The 15,515-nt window shown below is 52.2% G+C and carries 15 protein-coding genes; 8 read left to right on the top strand and 7 right to left on the bottom strand.

The genetic code is table 11. The features are described 5' to 3' along the window. Nucleotides 1–289: 289 nt before the first annotated feature. The 7 genes from flhA to R2X38_RS17470 are packed head-to-tail and all read right to left on the bottom strand — an operon-like array spanning nucleotide 290 to nucleotide 6,549. Complete coding sequence (flhA, locus tag R2X38_RS17500; RefSeq protein WP_317523614.1) at nucleotides 290–2,386, bottom strand: flagellar biosynthesis protein FlhA; 2,097 nt, start codon at nucleotides 2,384–2,386, stop codon at nucleotides 290–292. 49 nt (nucleotides 2,387–2,435) lie between these two features. After that, nucleotides 2,436–3,575, bottom strand: a complete 1,140-nt coding sequence (flhB, locus tag R2X38_RS17495; RefSeq protein ID WP_317523612.1) for a flagellar biosynthesis protein FlhB — start codon at nucleotides 3,573–3,575, stop codon at nucleotides 2,436–2,438. 1 nt (nucleotide 3,576) lies between these two features. After that, complete coding sequence (fliR, locus tag R2X38_RS17490; RefSeq protein ID WP_411185435.1) at nucleotides 3,577–4,368, bottom strand: flagellar biosynthetic protein FliR; 792 nt, start codon at nucleotides 4,366–4,368, stop codon at nucleotides 3,577–3,579. Then, nucleotides 4,355–4,624 (bottom strand): flagellar biosynthesis protein FliQ, encoded by a 270-nt coding sequence (gene fliQ, locus R2X38_RS17485; RefSeq protein ID WP_317523611.1) that lies wholly within the window; start codon nucleotides 4,622–4,624, stop codon nucleotides 4,355–4,357. The genes fliR and fliQ overlap by 14 nt, the downstream gene beginning before the upstream one ends. Beyond that, nucleotides 4,624–5,397 carry a flagellar type III secretion system pore protein FliP gene (gene fliP / locus R2X38_RS17480; protein ID WP_411185433.1) on the bottom strand — a complete coding sequence of 258 codons (774 nt, stop codon included), beginning with the start codon at nucleotides 5,395–5,397 and terminating at the stop codon, nucleotides 4,624–4,626. The genes fliQ and fliP overlap by 1 nt, the downstream gene beginning before the upstream one ends. After that, nucleotides 5,381–5,764, bottom strand: a complete 384-nt coding sequence (gene fliN / locus R2X38_RS17475) for a flagellar motor switch protein FliN (RefSeq protein WP_317523610.1) — start codon at nucleotides 5,762–5,764, stop codon at nucleotides 5,381–5,383. Before fliN ends, fliP begins: the two co-directional genes overlap by 17 nt. 2 nt (nucleotides 5,765–5,766) lie before the next feature. Continuing rightward, entirely contained in the window at nucleotides 5,767–6,549 is a 783-nt protein-coding gene (locus R2X38_RS17470; protein ID WP_317523609.1) for a FliM/FliN family flagellar motor C-terminal domain-containing protein, read from the bottom strand. A gap of 760 nt (nucleotides 6,550–7,309) precedes the next feature. Between R2X38_RS17470 and R2X38_RS17465 the strand changes: the two genes are divergently transcribed. Genes R2X38_RS17465 through fliJ form a run of 8 tightly spaced genes read left to right on the top strand, consistent with a single transcriptional unit; the run spans nucleotide 7,310 to nucleotide 15,486 of the window. Continuing rightward, the gene (locus R2X38_RS17465; RefSeq protein ID WP_317523608.1) at nucleotides 7,310–8,176 is read left to right on the top strand and encodes an OmpA family protein; all 867 of its coding nucleotides are present in this window, start codon (nucleotides 7,310–7,312) and stop codon (nucleotides 8,174–8,176) included. Then, on the top strand, nucleotides 8,173–9,540 hold the full coding sequence (locus R2X38_RS17460; protein ID WP_317523607.1) for a sigma-54 dependent transcriptional regulator: 1,368 nt from the start codon (nucleotides 8,173–8,175) through the stop codon (nucleotides 9,538–9,540). Before R2X38_RS17465 ends, R2X38_RS17460 begins: the two co-directional genes overlap by 4 nt. A 14-nt stretch (nucleotides 9,541–9,554) precedes the next feature. Next, nucleotides 9,555–9,887, top strand: a complete 333-nt coding sequence (gene fliE / locus R2X38_RS17455; protein WP_317523606.1) for a flagellar hook-basal body complex protein FliE — start codon at nucleotides 9,555–9,557, stop codon at nucleotides 9,885–9,887. Nucleotides 9,888–9,897: 10 nt separating this feature from the next. Next, the gene (fliF, locus tag R2X38_RS17450) at nucleotides 9,898–11,649 is read left to right on the top strand and encodes a flagellar basal-body MS-ring/collar protein FliF (protein WP_317523605.1); all 1,752 of its coding nucleotides are present in this window, start codon (nucleotides 9,898–9,900) and stop codon (nucleotides 11,647–11,649) included. Beyond that, nucleotides 11,636–12,667: a FliG C-terminal domain-containing protein gene (locus R2X38_RS17445; RefSeq protein ID WP_317523604.1), complete on the top strand. Its 1,032-nt coding sequence runs from the start codon at nucleotides 11,636–11,638 to the stop codon at nucleotides 12,665–12,667. Before fliF ends, R2X38_RS17445 begins: the two co-directional genes overlap by 14 nt. 2 nt (nucleotides 12,668–12,669) lie before the next feature. Continuing rightward, nucleotides 12,670–13,728, top strand: a complete 1,059-nt coding sequence (fliH, locus tag R2X38_RS17440; RefSeq protein WP_317523603.1) for a flagellar assembly protein FliH — start codon at nucleotides 12,670–12,672, stop codon at nucleotides 13,726–13,728. After that, nucleotides 13,725–15,065, top strand: a complete 1,341-nt coding sequence (fliI, locus tag R2X38_RS17435; RefSeq protein ID WP_317523602.1) for a flagellar protein export ATPase FliI — start codon at nucleotides 13,725–13,727, stop codon at nucleotides 15,063–15,065. The genes fliH and fliI overlap by 4 nt, the downstream gene beginning before the upstream one ends. Continuing rightward, nucleotides 15,058–15,486, top strand: a complete 429-nt coding sequence (gene fliJ, locus R2X38_RS17430; RefSeq protein ID WP_317523601.1) for a flagellar export protein FliJ — start codon at nucleotides 15,058–15,060, stop codon at nucleotides 15,484–15,486. The genes fliI and fliJ overlap by 8 nt, the downstream gene beginning before the upstream one ends. Nucleotides 15,487–15,515 lie beyond the last annotated feature (29 nt).

Raw genomic sequence — 15,515 nt, 5'->3', positions numbered from 1 at the left:
AATTTTATCACGGGTAAAGCGATAAATACGGATAGATATGTCACGAGATTGGTCAATGTTTACGGGGATGTTATTGGGTTAACTTGCTGTATGTCTGAAGTTATTGATGGGTAAGGTAAAATGTGGTGTTACTTTTTTGTTTCTGTAACTTCATTTTGCGGTCTTGGCAAAGGGGAAAATGTTCTTTCTTTATCCTTCATTTTCTCTCCCCCTTTGCTTTCTCTCCGAGCCAGACACCCGATAGGCACTAGCCCGGAAAGAAAAGCGGCAAATATAGTTCGAAGACTTTTTAACCCAAGTGGCCTAGCACATTGATGTTCTTGTCTTCGGGGATTTCGTTATAAGAAAGCACCACCAGACCTTTGGCAAATGTCCGGGCATAGCGCGCCAGCAGCGGTCTTAATTGCGGAGTCACCAGCAGGATTGGCTTGAAACCGTTTTGCTTGAGCTGCTCTTTGACCGCCGGCATATTCTGCTGCAACTGGGCCAGCAGCGTAGGCTCGACGGGGAAGCTATCCAATGCCGTTTGACCGCCACTTTGCTGGGACTTGCTCAGCGAAGTTAGCAGCATCTTCTCGAGGTTGTCACTCAAGGTGTAAATGTTGAAATCCTTGCTAGAGCCGACCAGGCTATTGGTCAGGGAGCGTTTGATGCCGCAGCGGACATCGGCGGCGATCAGGATAGGATCTTTGGTGACTTCGCTGCTTTCTACCATAATCGAGGCGATATTACCGATATCTTTGATTGGCACCTGATCGACCAGTAGCTGACGGAAAACTCGCATTTGCTGCTGGTGGTTGAGTTGGGCGGTGAGCGCCTCCATCAGCTTGGGCGCCGAGCCGCTGAGGCGTTCCATCAAGTGCTCGACATCATCATGGCAGAAAAGCTCAGCCAGGTGTTCCTTGATGATTTTGCTAAGGTGGGTGGCAATCACAGTTGCCCCGTCAACCACTGAATAGCCCTGGTTAAGTGCCTGGGGTTTGTTGGCTGGTTCAATCCACACCGCATCGAGGTTATAGGCCGGATCTTTGCCAAGTACGCCATCGAGTTGGCCATAGACTTCACCGACGGCTAGAGCCATCAAACGTTCGGGGTCGATATCCCCTTGGGCAATCACTTCGCCGTGGAGCAACAGCGAATACTGGGTTGGCTTGAGTTTGAGGTTGTCACGGATCGCAATTTCCGGGATCAAAAAGCCCACCTGCTCGGTAATGGTTTTCCTCACCCCGCGAATGCGTTGGGCCAGTGGCTCGCCTTGGTTTTTGTCAACCAAGTTCACCAAGCGGTAACCCAGCTCCAGGGCTATCGGGTTCACTGCCGGCACATCGTTCCAGCCAAGGGTTGGCGTATTGTCCTGGGCAATTGCTTCGGCAACGGCTTCGGCCTGGGCCAGTGGCTCGGGATCGCTGTCTATTTTCCTTTGTTTCCAACCGGCATAGGCAAGGACGGCCGCAAAGGCAAAGAAAGCAAGGTGCGGCATGCCCGGCACCAAACCGATGATCAGCATGATGGCCGAGGCGGTAAACAAGGTCGCTGGAGACGCCAGCATCTGGCGATGCACGTCTACCGAGATATCGCCACTGTCGTTGACTCGGGTGACGATAATTGCGGCAGCGGTGGCCAGTAGCAGTGACGGGATCTGGGCGACCAGGCCATCACCAATAGTGAGCAGGGCGAAGCGCTGGAAGGCTTCGCTGGCAGCCAGATCGTGCTGCACCATACCGATAGTGATACCGCCTAAGATATTGATGACCAAAATCATCAAGCCTGCTATGGCATCGCCGCGGACAAACTTCGAAGCACCGTCCATCGAGCCATAGAAGTCTGCTTCACGGGCCACTTCGTCGCGGCGGGTACGGGCTTGGTTTTGGTCAATCAGGCCAGCGTTCAAGTCGGCATCAATAGCCATCTGTTTACCCGGTAGGGCATCGAGGGTAAAGCGGGCCGACACTTCGGAGATACGCTCGCCCCCTTTGGTGATCACCACGAAGTTGATGATCATCAGGATGACAAACACCACGATACCGACGAAATAGTTACCACCGACAACCACGTCACCGAAGGCCTGGATCACCTTACCGGCGGCATCTCCGCCGAGGTGGCCATTGAGCAAGACCACCCGGGTCGAGGCAACATTGAGGGTCAGGCGCATCAGGGTGGCAACGAGCAAGATGGTCGGGAAGACCGAAAAGTCGAGCGGCCGTTTACTGGATACCGCAACCAGCAACACAATGACTGCCAGTACGATATTGAAGATGAACAGGGCATCGAGCAGCCATGGCGGCAGGGGTAAAATGACCATAGCCAGGATCGCCAGCAGCAAAATGGGGATCCCCAAGTAGCTGCTGGTCAGGCTCGGAAACAGTTGTTGCAGTTTCGCTTTCATAGGACTTCTAGCTCAAAGTTGACGTTGCTTGTTGTTGGTATGGGTTCTGTTATTTAGTTTCTGTTTTCAGATGCTTGGGAATGGCAAAGCTCGGCAATGGCTGAGGTTTGTCGTTCTTCCCTTCTTTATAGGCCTTCAGCTGCATGACATAGGTCAGCACATGAGCCACGGCGACGAACAGTGGCCCAGGGATCTCCTGATCGACCCGGGTGTTGAAATAGATAGCCCGGGTCAGCGGCGGTAGGTTCATCACTTCTATATTGTGCTGCTCGGCAATTGCCTTGATACGAAAAGCCATCTCGTCTTCACCTTTTGCGACCACAAACGGGGCCCCGGCACGGCTGAGGTCATATTTCAGGGCGACAGCATAGTGGGTCGGGTTGGTCAGGATGACATCGGCAGTCGGCACTGAGTTATCGATCCGGCGGCGCGATATCTGCTGTTGGATCTGACGGATACGCTGTTTGACCTCCGGCCGGCCTTCGGTGTTCTTGTGTTCGTCTTTCACTTCCTGTTTGGTCATCTTCAGCTCTTTGATGTGGTTCCACAGCTGGTAGGGCATATCGATAAAACCAATCAGCAGTACCACGATGCCGAAGTAAATCAGGGCCTTGATAATGTGGCTGAGGGTGATCCCCATGCCGATTTCAAATGGCGCCCGCTGGGCGGCGATCAAGGTGCTGAGGTTGTTGTCGAGCAGGACATACAGCACCGCTGAAATCAGGGTGATCTTGAGGATAGATTTAACCAGCTCAACCAGCGACTTGATGGAAAACAATCGTTTGAGCCCTGCAAGTGGACTGATTTTGCTCAGTTTGGGCTGGATAGGTTTGAGCGACATCACCCAGCCGCCCGGTATCATCGAGGCCAGCACCGTCATGATAAATAGCACCATGGCCATGGGGACAAAAATGCCAGCGAGCAACAGTACACTCTCGCCGAGCTTGCGGGCCATGATATCGGGCTCCCTGAGCTCGGCGGCACTGAGCTGATAGTTAATGGTGAACAGCTTTTCCGCCTGTTCAGCCAGAAAATGGCCATAGGCCCACAGGAACAGGGCGATGGTGATAAACAGTACCCCGACCACAAATTCCTTGGAGCGGGCGACCTGGCCTTCGCGTTTGGCTTTGCGCAGTTTCTGGGGGCTGGGCTTTTCACTCTTGTCCTGGCTGCTTTGTTGCTGTGACATTCTAGCTTCCTCCCATCAGGCGCATCTCACTCAGGATCTGGTGGCTGAGCTCGGCATAAATGCCTGGCAGGCCCGATGTTGAAAGCAAGACGGCACATAATCCGAGCATCATCGACATCGGAAAGCCCAAGGCAAAGACATTGAGCGACGGTGCGGCACGGTTCATCACCCCGAAGGTCAGGTTGACGGTGAGCATGGCGGCAATGGTCGGCAGGGCAATGGTCACCGCTGCGGTCATCATCCAGCCGAAGAGATCAATCAACCGGGCGAAGGAGACCAGATCGAAGCCGTTGCCGACCGGGTAACGTTCAAAGCTTTGGACCACGATATCAATCGCCACCAGGTGACCATCGAGGGCAAGAAACAGCAAGGTGGTGAACATCAAAAAGTAGCTGCCCAAAAGGGCAACGGTAACCCCGTTGGCCGGGTCGTTCATCATGGCCATACCAAGGCCCATCTGCATCGACATGATCTGGCCAACCATGGCCATGGCGGCAAACAAGAAATGCAGGCACATTCCCAGCAGGGCGCCAATGGCCAGCTGCTCCCCGGCAAGTACCAGCGCCTTGAGCGAGATAGGGTCAACCGCAGGCATCGGCGGCAGCAATGGCGCACATAACAAGGTGATCGACAGGGCGAGCAGTATCCGGGTGCGATTGTTGATATGCGCATTGCCGATAAACGGCATGGTCATGAAAGCCGCCGAAATACGGAAAAAAGGCCACCATAGTTGGCCGGCCATTGCAGTGATTTCGGCGAAGGTCAAAGTGACCAGACTGTCAGCTAACGACATTGGCGATGGTATGGAAAAGGGTGGTGAAAAAATCACTGATGTTGCGCAGTAGCCAAGGGCCGGCGAAAATTAGCATCAACAGCGTACTTAGCAGCCTCGGCAGGAAGCTCATGGTTTGCTCATTGATTTGGGTCGTCGCCTGGAAGACGGCTACCACCAGACCAACCAGCAAGCTTGGGCCTATCAAAACAACTACCATGGAGATGATCATATAAATGGCATCGGCATAGAGGTTTGCGGTTGCATCTACTCCCATTATAAGCCTCCAAAACTCGCCGTCAGGCTACCTACCGTCATGGTCCAGCCGTCAACCATCACAAACACCATTAGCTTGAACGGTAGCGAGATGATCAGCGGTGACAGCATCATCATACCCATAGCCATCAGCACACTGGCGACGACGATATCGATGATCAGGAACGGGATGAACAGCATAAATCCGATCTGGAAAGCCGTTCTTAGTTCACTGATCACAAATGCAGGCATCAATACCGCAAAGCTGATTTCTTCCGGCTTAAGATTGAGCGGATCACCGGCAATACGCAGCATTTGCTCCAGGGAGTTTTCGTAGGTCTGGGCCAGCATGAACGCCCGCACCGGTTTTTCTGCCTCGGCTACAGCCTGTTGCAGGGTGATCTGGCCATTGTCATAGGGCACGTAGGCATCACTATAGATAGGGTCCCAAACCGGTTTCATCAGCAGCATGGTCAGGGTGAGCCCGATGCCGATCAGGATCCGGTTGGGTGGACTTTGTTGCAAGCCCAGCGCCTGACGAAGAATTGCCAATACCACAATGATGCGGGTAAAGCTGGTCATCATCAGCAGCATCGACGGCAAAAAGCTCAGTGCCGTCATTAATAGCAGGATCTGAACTTTAACCGAGTATTCCTGATTGCTTTCGCCGTCTAACACGGACATGAAAGTGATCCCCTGATCGGCTAGTGCCTGGCCGGAAAAGCCAAGCAGCAGCGCCACAAGGGGAAGCACTTTTAGCCAGGTCGGGATGTAGCGTTTATGCAGTGACGTCATGCAAAGCATCTTCGGCAATGTCGGTAAGACGCAGGCCATATTTGTCATTAACCACAACGACTTCGGCATGACCCAGCAGGCGGCCGTTCACTTTGACATCAAGCGGTTCACCATTGAGTTTGTCGAGTTCAATCACCGAGTTTGGCCCGACAGTCAGCAGTTCACCCAAGGCAATGTCTGTGCTGGCAACCTCAAGCGTCACCGTTACCGGGATTTGACGGAAAAAACCTAGATCACGCGGTGCCTGAGCGGTCGTGTTTACCGCATCCAGGCTGTCGGAAGCGGCTGGCGATTCAAAGATATCGGCGACATCAGCGTCGATATTCAGATCGCCATCAAGAAGGTGTTGGATATTTTGTTCGTTCATGATCAGTTTCGCTCCTGAGGAGTAATGTTATCGATAACTTGCAGCACAAGGTGGCCGTTGCGCTCTACAACATGGGCTTGATACAGCGGCAGCGTGCCGGCATGGACATCGACAACTTCTTGGATTTCGGTTGAGATAATGTCGCCAACCTTTAAGTTGACGACTTGATCGAGTGTCAGGGTCTGGCGGCTGAGGACGGCACCGAGGCGCAAAGGTACCTGCTTGAGGTGTGCTTCCCTCAAGCTATCAACAAGTGCCGGATCAGACTTGGTGACGACATCTTCGGCTGTCAGTTGCAGCAACAGATCATCATCGAGGTGTAAGTGGATCTCGCCGTAGCTATCTTCAATCTGGATAGCGAACTTGGCATGGAGTACACCGTTGGTAAACGTTGGTTGTTCGGCTGAAACTTGCCACTGGTGACTGACTTCATTGAGTAAGGTGGCGGCAAGCCTCGCTTGGACACGTTTTTCGCTGGCATTCATCGGCTGGTTTAATACCGTTGAATAGGAATGAATGCCGGAATGACCAACCGCAGCATCAATATCCGTATCAGGGAGGTCGCTGGTATTACTATTGGCCGCTTCCTGATGACAAAATGTCGGGGTTCCCCCATAGAAAGCTTCAGCAATAAGGTGGATCAGTGATTGTGAAATACTGACTAGGCATTGGCCGTTGTATTTATTATGGGTAAAACAAATAGGTTCTCTATCTTTTATTTCTTGATAGCTGACCTCCAGGCCATAACTGAGAAGTTTTACCTGGCAATCCGTCCTTCGTGTCATGTTGTTAAGCGTTTGTTCCAGAACTTTCACGGATTGATTAATATAGGGAGATAAAGACTGCTGTGCAGCGTTTAATGGTCTTCCTAATGAACGGATGTCGATAGGAAATACATTCTTTGAACTATGTATATTCCTCGGTTTGGTTTTATTTCTGCTCTTGCTGGTTTCCATTAATAAGTCCGAAGATATAAAAGTTAAAATTGACTTCTGAACGTGTTTTTTTATTTTCACGTATCAGTTAGGCGGCTATTTCTATCAGCATTGATGGAATAATTCAAACGCTTACAAATTATTGTCAAATTTATGCAAATTCATTTTATTAAATGAAAAATTGAATATTTGATGAAGCGAGATCACACTTTTATTCTTTATGTAATTAAAAGTAAAAAAATGCGCGTCTTGAAAATGTGCGATGGTGCATGGTTTTTCAGCTAGTTTGTTTGGTTGTTGGTTTATTTTGGTTTTTATTTTGATTTGGATGTTAACTTTCGGTTAATTGTCACGGTTTGTAATGAAATTTGAAAGTGTGATCTTAAGCCAAGCAAAATAAATGACACAAATAACTGTCTAGTAAATCAATAAAATGCTGCCTAATATCCCCACATATTGCCTTGCTTTATTGACAAATATAATAATAGAAGTGTCTTGTTGCATATCCTTGTGTTAAGGATGCAAAAGTAGGGCAAGGAAGCATTATTATTCTCGCTTCTTTCTCTAGCGGGAATGCAATAATCATTACCAGTTAGGCAATTTGTTTAATATGAAAGCAATCAAATCAACCGCAGTGCTTTCTTTGTTAGTTTTTTTATCTAATAGTGCTCACGCTAAACCTATTCAAGCACCATTGGATAAAGTGGATTGGCAATTCTCAGGAGATCGCTTTTCTTGCAAATTAACAAAGGATCTTAAGTTCGATGGCAGTGTTGCGTTTATTGCAAACTCTGCGAAGCCATATTTGGTTTCCTTTACCAGTAGCCAGCGACCTTATTTTGTCGGTGAGATAACGCTAAGCGTCAATTATTCGCCGTGGAAGCAAAATAAGCCTCTGCAAAAGTTATTACAAGGCGAAGAAAATGGCTTGGAAGGACTGACATTCACCGGAAATGAAACTCTTCATTATTTACTTAATGAAATGGAAAAAGGTGCATGGGGTCAAATTTCGGTGACTGATAATGAGCGTCACGAAGTCAAAAGTTGGGATATTCCTTCCGTCAATTTTGCGACATCTTATCAGGCATTCAAATCCTGCTTAGGCCAACTGCTGCCAATGGGTTACGAACAAGCTAAAGACAATACGTTTTTGTTTGAGAGCAGCGAAAGCCAAATGAGTGACGCTCAACGACAGATGCTCAGTGATATTGCTCGATACATTCGTTACGACCGTGATGTCAGTGCGCTGTTGATTGATGGTCATACCGATCTCACTGGTGCTTCATTGAATAATTTATGGCTTTCTCGCAAGCGAGCTCAAGCGGTTGCGGATGAGTTGGTTGCAATGGGTGTCAAGCGTGAACTTATCCAGCTGCGTGCCCATGGCCAGCGTTATCCGATTGTTGAGGGGACGAATGGGGCGGCCAACCAGCAGAATCGCCGGGTTCAATTACGTTTGGTCAAGGAGGGGGCATGAGAGCCTGTAACGTCATATTTGCCCACCGTTGCCTGGTACAAGCTGCCTCAGCGATCAAGGTGTTAAGTGCGGAAGGTTACACGGTGCGAAATGCCTCCACAGCTGCTGATGCGTTGGCGAAATTACGCGAGCAGCCAGACAGCCTGTTGTTTGTTGCCGATAACCTAACCGACATGGACATGCTATCCACTATCCGCCGCGCCAAGCAGATGGTTGCTACGGGAACGGTGGTTGCCATTGTCGATTACCAGCAAAGCAAGTTGGCGAGTGATGCGATGCAGGCCGGTGCCGACGATTATCTGCTGCAACCCTACCAGCCAGAGCAGATCATCGCGCTGCTGGAGCGTAACCGAACGGTGCAATCGCCGAAGCGAGAAGTGGTGGCCACCAGCCGGCGCAGCCTGCAAGTGCTGCAAATGGCTCACCGTGCCGCTCAGACCGATGCAACGGTATTGATCACTGGCGAGTCGGGTACCGGCAAGGAAGTCTTGGCGCGTTATGTCCATGATCATTCTCCTCGCAGCGAGGGGCCGTTTGTCGCAATAAACTGTGCGGCGATCCCCGAGAGCATGCTCGAAGCGGTGCTGTTCGGCCATACCAAAGGCGCGTTTACCGGCGCGACCCAAAGCCAGGCGGGCAAGTTCGAGGAAGCCAACGGCGGCACCTTGCTGCTCGATGAGGTTGGTGAAATGCCACCGGCATTGCAGGCGAAATTGTTGCGCGTGCTGCAGGAGCGCCAAGTAGAGCGGCTGGGCAGCCATCGGTCTATTTCGCTGGATATCCGAATTATTGCCGCCACCAATGTTGACCTGCAGCAGGCTGTCGCCGAGCGCCGTTTCCGTCAGGACCTTTACTACCGTTTGGATGTCCTTCCGCTGCAGTGGCCACCGCTGCGTGATCGTAAGGAAGATATCTTGCCATTGGCCGAGCACTTCATCCGCAAGCTCAATGCCGGTTGCACCGACTCTTGCAGCCTGTCGGAAGAGGCACAGCTGGCCCTGCAGCACTATAACTGGCCCGGCAATATCCGGGAGCTGGAAAATACTATCCAGCGGGCTTTGGTTATGCGCCATGGCCATTGGATCACCGCACAGGATCTGATGCTCAACGACATGCTGAGTACCATGGTGGAGGGAGCGCTTGGCGAGGTAGTGGAAGATGCCAAACAAGCCCTCAAGCAAAGCCGAAAGAACGCGGAGCAACAATTTATACTCGACACGCTAGCCCGCTTCAAAGGCAAACGAAATGACACCGCGGAAGCGTTGGGGATGTCGACCCGGGCATTGCGCTACAAGATTGCCGCGATGCGTGAACAGGGGATCAACATTGATTCTTACATCCACCAATCAGGCAATGCTGCTTAAGGACAATAGAAAATATGTCTAATCACATCTCAACGATGCAGAACGATATGTTACAGCGTATGGCTGTAATGAGGGAGCAAGCCCAGACCGGCACCCAGATTGCAGTGAACTTCTCGCATCCACCAACAGGAAACTTTCAGACCGCGATGCAGCAGGCCGTTCGCCGCGTGGATAACCAGCAGCACTTTGCCAGCCAACTGACGGCTGATGTGGATGCCGGTCGTTCCGATGATTTGGTTGGTGCCATGGTGGCCAGTCAGAAAGCCAGTATTTCTTTTTCAGCATTGACACAGGTAAGGAACAAGATCCTGACTGCCTATGACGATGTACTGAAGATGCCTCTGTAGTGAGAAGAACATGAGTACAACAGTAGCTGAAAACCCAGAACAGACACCATCGAACAAATGGCTGTCATACAAAGAAAAAATCCAACAGCACTTGGGGGGCAAATATAAAAACGTTGCTCTTATCACTGCGCTGGCAGTGATGGTGACGCTCTTTATTGTCGTCGTGATGTGGACCCAAACCAGCCCTTACAAGCCGTTATATGGTACCCAGGAGCGTTACGATAACAGTGAGATCCTCTCGGTACTGGAACAGGAAAAAATCAAGTACCAGCTAGATAGCCAATCGGGCCAGATCATGGTGCCGGCAAACCGTTTGGCAGATGCCCGCATTATTTTGGCCGCCCGTGGTGTGAAGGCCAAGCTGCCTGAGGGGCTGGAAATTCTTGACCGCAGCTCGGGGCTAGGCACCAGCCAGTTTATTGAAAATGCCCGTTACCGCCAAGGGTTGGAAGGTGAGCTGGCGCGAACGATTCTGGCTATTCGCTCGGTGAGTAATGCCCGAGTACATTTGGCTATCCCAAATCGCACCTTGTTTGTCGGTATCGATGAAGAGAAGCCGTCGGCTGCGGTGATGCTTGAACTCGAACCGGGCATGCAGCTAGAACAGCATCAGGTAGAAGCGATTGTCAATTTGGTCAGTGGCAGCATTGCCGGTATGGCAGGCGAAGCCGTATCGGTTGTTGATCAGTATGGCAATCTGCTCAGTGCTGATCTGGCCATGGGGCAGCAGTCTCAGATCAATGTACGTTTCCACGAGCTGCAGCAGCGGGTCGAACGCGACATTGTGCGTCGTGCCGGAGATATGCTGGCTCCGCTGCTCGGTGTCGGTAACTTCCGGGTGCAGGTGGCGGCAACCCTGAACTTCGATCAAATCGAGGAAACCCATGAGTCGGTTGACAGCGATCCGGTACTGCGAACTGAATTTACCAAGCAAGACAATACCCAGGGGCAGCTAGCGTTGGGGATCCCTGGTGCACTGAGCAATCAGCCGACCGGTGAAGAAGGTCCGGCTAACAATGAAACCCGTAACCAGCGTGCCGAACTCAGTCGCCAGTACGATGTTGGCCGCAAGGTGCGTCATACCCGCCATGCTCAGGGCGGAATTGAAATGTTATCAGTCTCAGTGTTGCTTAACGACGAAGTTAAAGAACAAGGTTGGCAACCTGCACAATTGGAGCAAATAGCTCAAATGGTTAAAGATTCTGTCGGATATGTCGCCGAGCGAGGCGATCAGTTCAGCCTACACGCATTTAACTTTGCCCGTGCCATTGAAGCGGCTCCGGTTGATGCCCCTTGGTGGCACGATCAGCAGTTGTTGCAACTGGCCAAGTACGGTGTGTATGCATTGCTCGGCTTGTTATTCATCGTCCTGGTACTGCGACCGCTTGCGAAAGCGCTGCAACGTCCGGCTCCGGTGACAACGGCGTTGGCGACGACGCCAGAAGGGTTCGACATGGCGGCTAGTGAAGGCGTTTCTGCCTCTGAGTCGGCGACGGATATTAAGCCGATCAGTATTTCATCAGGGGGGAGCGAGCAGGATCTGGCCGATGCGCTACTGGATTCGATCGCGCAGGGCGGCATGGTTGCCGATGAAAGCGCACCACAGTCTGGCGGTGAAGCTGATTTTGATTTATCGACCTTACCACCACCGGGCTCCGAGCTAGACGTGCAGGTTAGGCACTTGCAGAAACTGACGGAAGTTGAACCGGAACGTGTCGCAGAAGTAATCAAGAAGTGGGTGAACAGCAATGAGTCTAAGTAATTTTAGCCACCTGGCAGACGGTGAGGTCCTGCTGGATCCAATGGAGCAGACGGCCATCTTGCTGCTGAGTATGGGCGAAGAGTCGGCTTCTCAGGTGATGCGTCATATGTCGCGGGATGAATTGCTCAAAGTCAGCCATGCGATGGCGCAGCAACCGGCTATTCGCAGTATTGAAGCCCGGTTTGTTTTGCAAGGTTTTTTTGAGGAGTTCCGTGCCCAGTCGGGGATCAGCGGGGCATCGCGTACCTTCTTGCAGCGCACCCTGGATAAAGCTTTGGGTGGCCGCCTGGCACGCAACCTTCTCGATACGATTTACGGTGATGAAATTCGAACTTCCATGCAGCGCTTGCAGTGGATTGAACCCAAGCAGCTTGCCAAGTTTCTGACCAACGAGCATATCCAGATGCAGGCGGTATTTATTGCCTTCCTGCCGCCAGAGATCGCCTCTTCAGTATTGTCTGAGTTGTCTCAAGATGAGCAAAATGACGTGCTGCGCCGAATTGCGGTTCTGACTGAGGTCAGCCGTGAGGTTGCGATAGAGCTGCAGGAGCTGGTTGATCGTTGTATCGAGTTCCTGGCGGAGAATTCAGGGGCGGTCATCGAGGGTGAAAAGCAGGTCGCAGATATCATCAACCGATACAGTGGCGATCAATTGAGCTTGATGACGGCGCTGGAAGAGCAGGACAGCGAGTTGGTTGAGCGCTTGAAGAACAAGATGTACGAGTTCTCCTTGTTGACCCGCCAATCAGAGGCTGTGCGCTTGCGTATTCTTGAAGAGATCCCGACTGACTTGCTGGCGATGGCATTGAAAGGCGCAGATCAATCCTTGCGCAAATCACTGCTTGCGATCTTACCGCGTCGTATGCAGCAGTCGATGGAAGCAGAAATTGACCAGCTTGGCAAAGTGTCTGTGCGTCAGGTGCAGGAAGCTCGCTCGGAAATCATGGATTATGTGCGTGACTTGAATGAATCCAAGGTTATCAGTCTTCAGCTATATCAAGAAACCACGGTGGAATAGAGATGTTTAGACGAAATAAAGTGATGCGCTTACAACCAAGCCAGTTTCGCAGCCACCGTTTTCCGCCATTGGTTGATCCTACATCTTTGGCTCAGGCTTCGCCTGTGATGGTAACCCAACCCGGCAACGCGCTTGCGGGAGAATCGGGGCTGGGTGATGACAGCCTGTTTGGCGATGATTTTGCCAGCGAGTTCGGCCCAGGTGATTTTGGTGCCGATGATTTTGGCGCCGGAGAGTTGGGTTTTGACAATTTGGCTATGGACGATTTTGGCCTTGATGAGATCAGTGAGGATGCCCGCTTGATGGCGGGTGTCGAGGGGGATTCATTGTTGGATGCCGCTGCTGCACCATCAGGCCAACCAGAAGATTTCCAAGCCCAGTTCAACCAAGGCTTTCAGCAAGGCATGACCCGAGGTCATGAAGAAGGGGTTAAACAAGGTATTGAGCAGGGCCAGCAACAAGGTTTCGAACAAGGTCAGGCACAAGGCCGAGAGCAAGGTTTCAGGCAGGGTGTCGAAGAGGGCAAGGCACAGTTTATTCAAGCCACTGCGCCCTTTGCCCATCTACACCGGCAGACCGCGGAGCTATTTTCAGAGCATGAGCGCCGTCAGCGCGAGCAGGTATGCGAGTTGGTTCAGAAGGTGGCGCAGCAAGTGATCCGCTGCGAACTGGCGCTTCAACCTCAGCAAATTTTGGCGCTAGTGGATGAAACTCTGGAAAGTTTGCCGGGTGAACCGCTGGGCCTTAAGGTCAAAATGGCCAAGGAGGAGTTCACTCATCTGGAGAAAGTCGCCAGCGAAAAAATTGCAGAGTGGAACATCGTTTGTGATGACACCCTTCGCCAGGGCGAATGCCGTGTGATGACCAAAAATGCCGAAGCGGATGCGGGATGCGAGCAACGGCTTGATACGTGTATGTCGGCTGTCAAAGGACACCTGCTTGATGAGCAAGTGGTGATAGAAGGCACCGCTGAACAGAATCAAGCCGAAGCCGACCACTCAGCAGCAGATCATGCTAAATCAGGGCAAGAAACTGATGGGGCGGTCAGGCAGGCGTCATGAGCAACGTTATTGATTACCGCCTAGAACAAGCGCTGGCTTCGCTCGATACTGTTCCGGTGGCGAAAGTCACCGGGCGGTTGGTGAAAGTGACCGGCATGATGCTTGAAGCGGTGGGATGCCGGTTGCTTACCGGGCAACGGTGCTTGGTGGAAACGGGCAACGGTACCAAGATAGAAGCTCAGACCGTGGGGTTTAACCGCGATGTGGCTTACCTGATGCCGGTCAGCAACGCTTCGGGGTTGTTTTCCGGTGCCAAGGTATGGCCGCTGGAAGGCGAGAGCCAAATCCGTATCGGGCCGCAGTGGCTAGGCCGGGTGCTCAATGGACTTGGCGAGCCGCTAGATCGCTTGGGACCGGTGCTGGGTCAGGATGACATTAGCCTCGAAAGCGAAAACATTAACCCTATGTCTCGGCGTCCGATTGACGGTGCGCTGGATGTCGGTATTCGCGCGATAAATAGCTTGCTGACCCTTGGCAAAGGCCAGCGGATAGGCCTGTTTGCCGGCAGTGGTGTCGGTAAAAGTGTGTTGCTCGGTATGATCACCCGCCAGACCAGTGCCGATGTGGTGGTGGTCGGGCTTATCGGTGAGCGTGGCCGGGAAGTGAAGGAATTCATTGAACATTCCTTGGGCCCCGAAGGGCTGGCGCGCGCGGTGGTTATCGCCGCCCCGGCTGACGAATCACCGCTGATGCGACTGCGTGCCTCCCAGCTTTGCCACCGCGTTGCCGAATACTACCGTGATCAGGGCAAGGATGTACTGCTGCTGATGGACTCATTAACACGTTTTGCCATGGCGCAGCGGGAAATCGCCCTGGCATTGGGTGAGCCGCCTGCAACCAAGGGCTACCCGCCGTCGGTGTTCAGTATGCTGCCGCAGCTGGTTGAGCGGGCGGGTAACAGTGCCTCGCAGCAGGGCAGCATGAGTGCAATTTATACGGTATTGGCCGAAGGGGATGACCAGCAGGATCCGATCGCGGACAGTGCCCGTGCTATTCTCGATGGTCATGTCGTATTGAGCCGCCAGCTGGCAGAGGCGGGGCATTATCCTGCGATTGATATCTCACAGTCTATTTCGCGGACCATGCCTCAGGTCGTCAGCAAGGAGCAGCTGCGACATGCCATGCATTTCAAAAAGCTCTACAGTCGCTACCAGGAGGTTCGCGAGCTGATCCCGTTGGGTGGTTATCAACCGGGTAACGATCCGGAAATGGACCAAGCGGTGGCGGCCTACCCCAAGCTGGTGGCCTTCCTGCAGCAAGAGATGGATGAACTTGCCGGTTGGGATACGGTGAATGACCAGATGAACCAATTGATACAGGAGCTAAACCTTGGCTGAGCAAAGTAAAGCACTGGACCGTTTCCGCCAGATCCGTCAGGGGGAACTGGAAAAACTCGGTCAGCAGTATCAGCAGAAGCAGCAAGACTGTGCCAGCCACCTGAAGAAGCTGGAGCAGCTGGATACGCTCTATGATTCGTGCCAGGTGGTTGCAGGGGAGAGTGGATTGGCATGGTCCAACCGGTTTGCCCTGCGTGATCACCTCAAACACCTTACCGAGATCCAAACTCAAACGCTGGCGCTGTCCCAGGCCGAGCAGGCTACCCTCAAGCAGCATGTTGTCCGGCAACATGTGAAGGTGAAAAGTTTGGAGTGCGTGATTGAAAAGCGCCGCCAGCAACACAATACATTGCTGGCTCGAAGCGAACAGAAGTTAATGGATGAAATGGCGATGCAGCGCTTTATCCGCGCTAACTATTGAGTGTGCCAGCTTTATAGTGAAAAGCTTGT

The organism is Photobacterium rosenbergii (assembly GCF_033022775.1).
Lineage (GTDB): Bacteria > Pseudomonadota > Gammaproteobacteria > Enterobacterales > Vibrionaceae > Photobacterium > Photobacterium rosenbergii_A.
This window is presented reverse-complemented; position numbering and strand designations above follow the sequence as displayed.

Excerpts from the sequence above, each read along its gene's own strand:
- flhA (WP_317523614.1), bottom strand. The coding sequence starts at position 2,386 with ATGAAAGCGAAACTGCAACAACTGTTTCCGAGCCTGACCAGCAGCTAC.
- flhB (WP_317523612.1), bottom strand. The coding sequence starts at position 3,575 with ATGTCACAGCAACAAAGCAGCCAGGACAAGAGTGAAAAGCCCAGCCCC.
- fliR (WP_411185435.1), bottom strand. The coding sequence starts at position 4,368 with ATGTCGTTAGCTGACAGTCTGGTCACTTTGACCTTCGCCGAAATCACT.
- fliQ (WP_317523611.1), bottom strand. The coding sequence starts at position 4,624 with ATGGGAGTAGATGCAACCGCAAACCTCTATGCCGATGCCATTTATATG.
- fliP (WP_411185433.1), bottom strand. The coding sequence starts at position 5,397 with ATGACGTCACTGCATAAACGCTACATCCCGACCTGGCTAAAAGTGCTT.
- fliN (WP_317523610.1), bottom strand. The coding sequence starts at position 5,764 with ATGAACGAACAAAATATCCAACACCTTCTTGATGGCGATCTGAATATC.
- R2X38_RS17470 (WP_317523609.1), bottom strand. The coding sequence starts at position 6,549 with ATGACACGAAGGACGGATTGCCAGGTAAAACTTCTCAGTTATGGCCTG.
- R2X38_RS17465 (WP_317523608.1), top strand. The coding sequence starts at position 7,310 with ATGAAAGCAATCAAATCAACCGCAGTGCTTTCTTTGTTAGTTTTTTTA.
- R2X38_RS17460 (WP_317523607.1), top strand. The coding sequence starts at position 8,173 with ATGAGAGCCTGTAACGTCATATTTGCCCACCGTTGCCTGGTACAAGCT.
- fliE (WP_317523606.1), top strand. The coding sequence starts at position 9,555 with ATGTCTAATCACATCTCAACGATGCAGAACGATATGTTACAGCGTATG.
- fliF (WP_317523605.1), top strand. The coding sequence starts at position 9,898 with ATGAGTACAACAGTAGCTGAAAACCCAGAACAGACACCATCGAACAAA.
- R2X38_RS17445 (WP_317523604.1), top strand. The coding sequence starts at position 11,636 with ATGAGTCTAAGTAATTTTAGCCACCTGGCAGACGGTGAGGTCCTGCTG.
- fliH (WP_317523603.1), top strand. The coding sequence starts at position 12,670 with ATGTTTAGACGAAATAAAGTGATGCGCTTACAACCAAGCCAGTTTCGC.
- fliI (WP_317523602.1), top strand. The coding sequence starts at position 13,725 with ATGAGCAACGTTATTGATTACCGCCTAGAACAAGCGCTGGCTTCGCTC.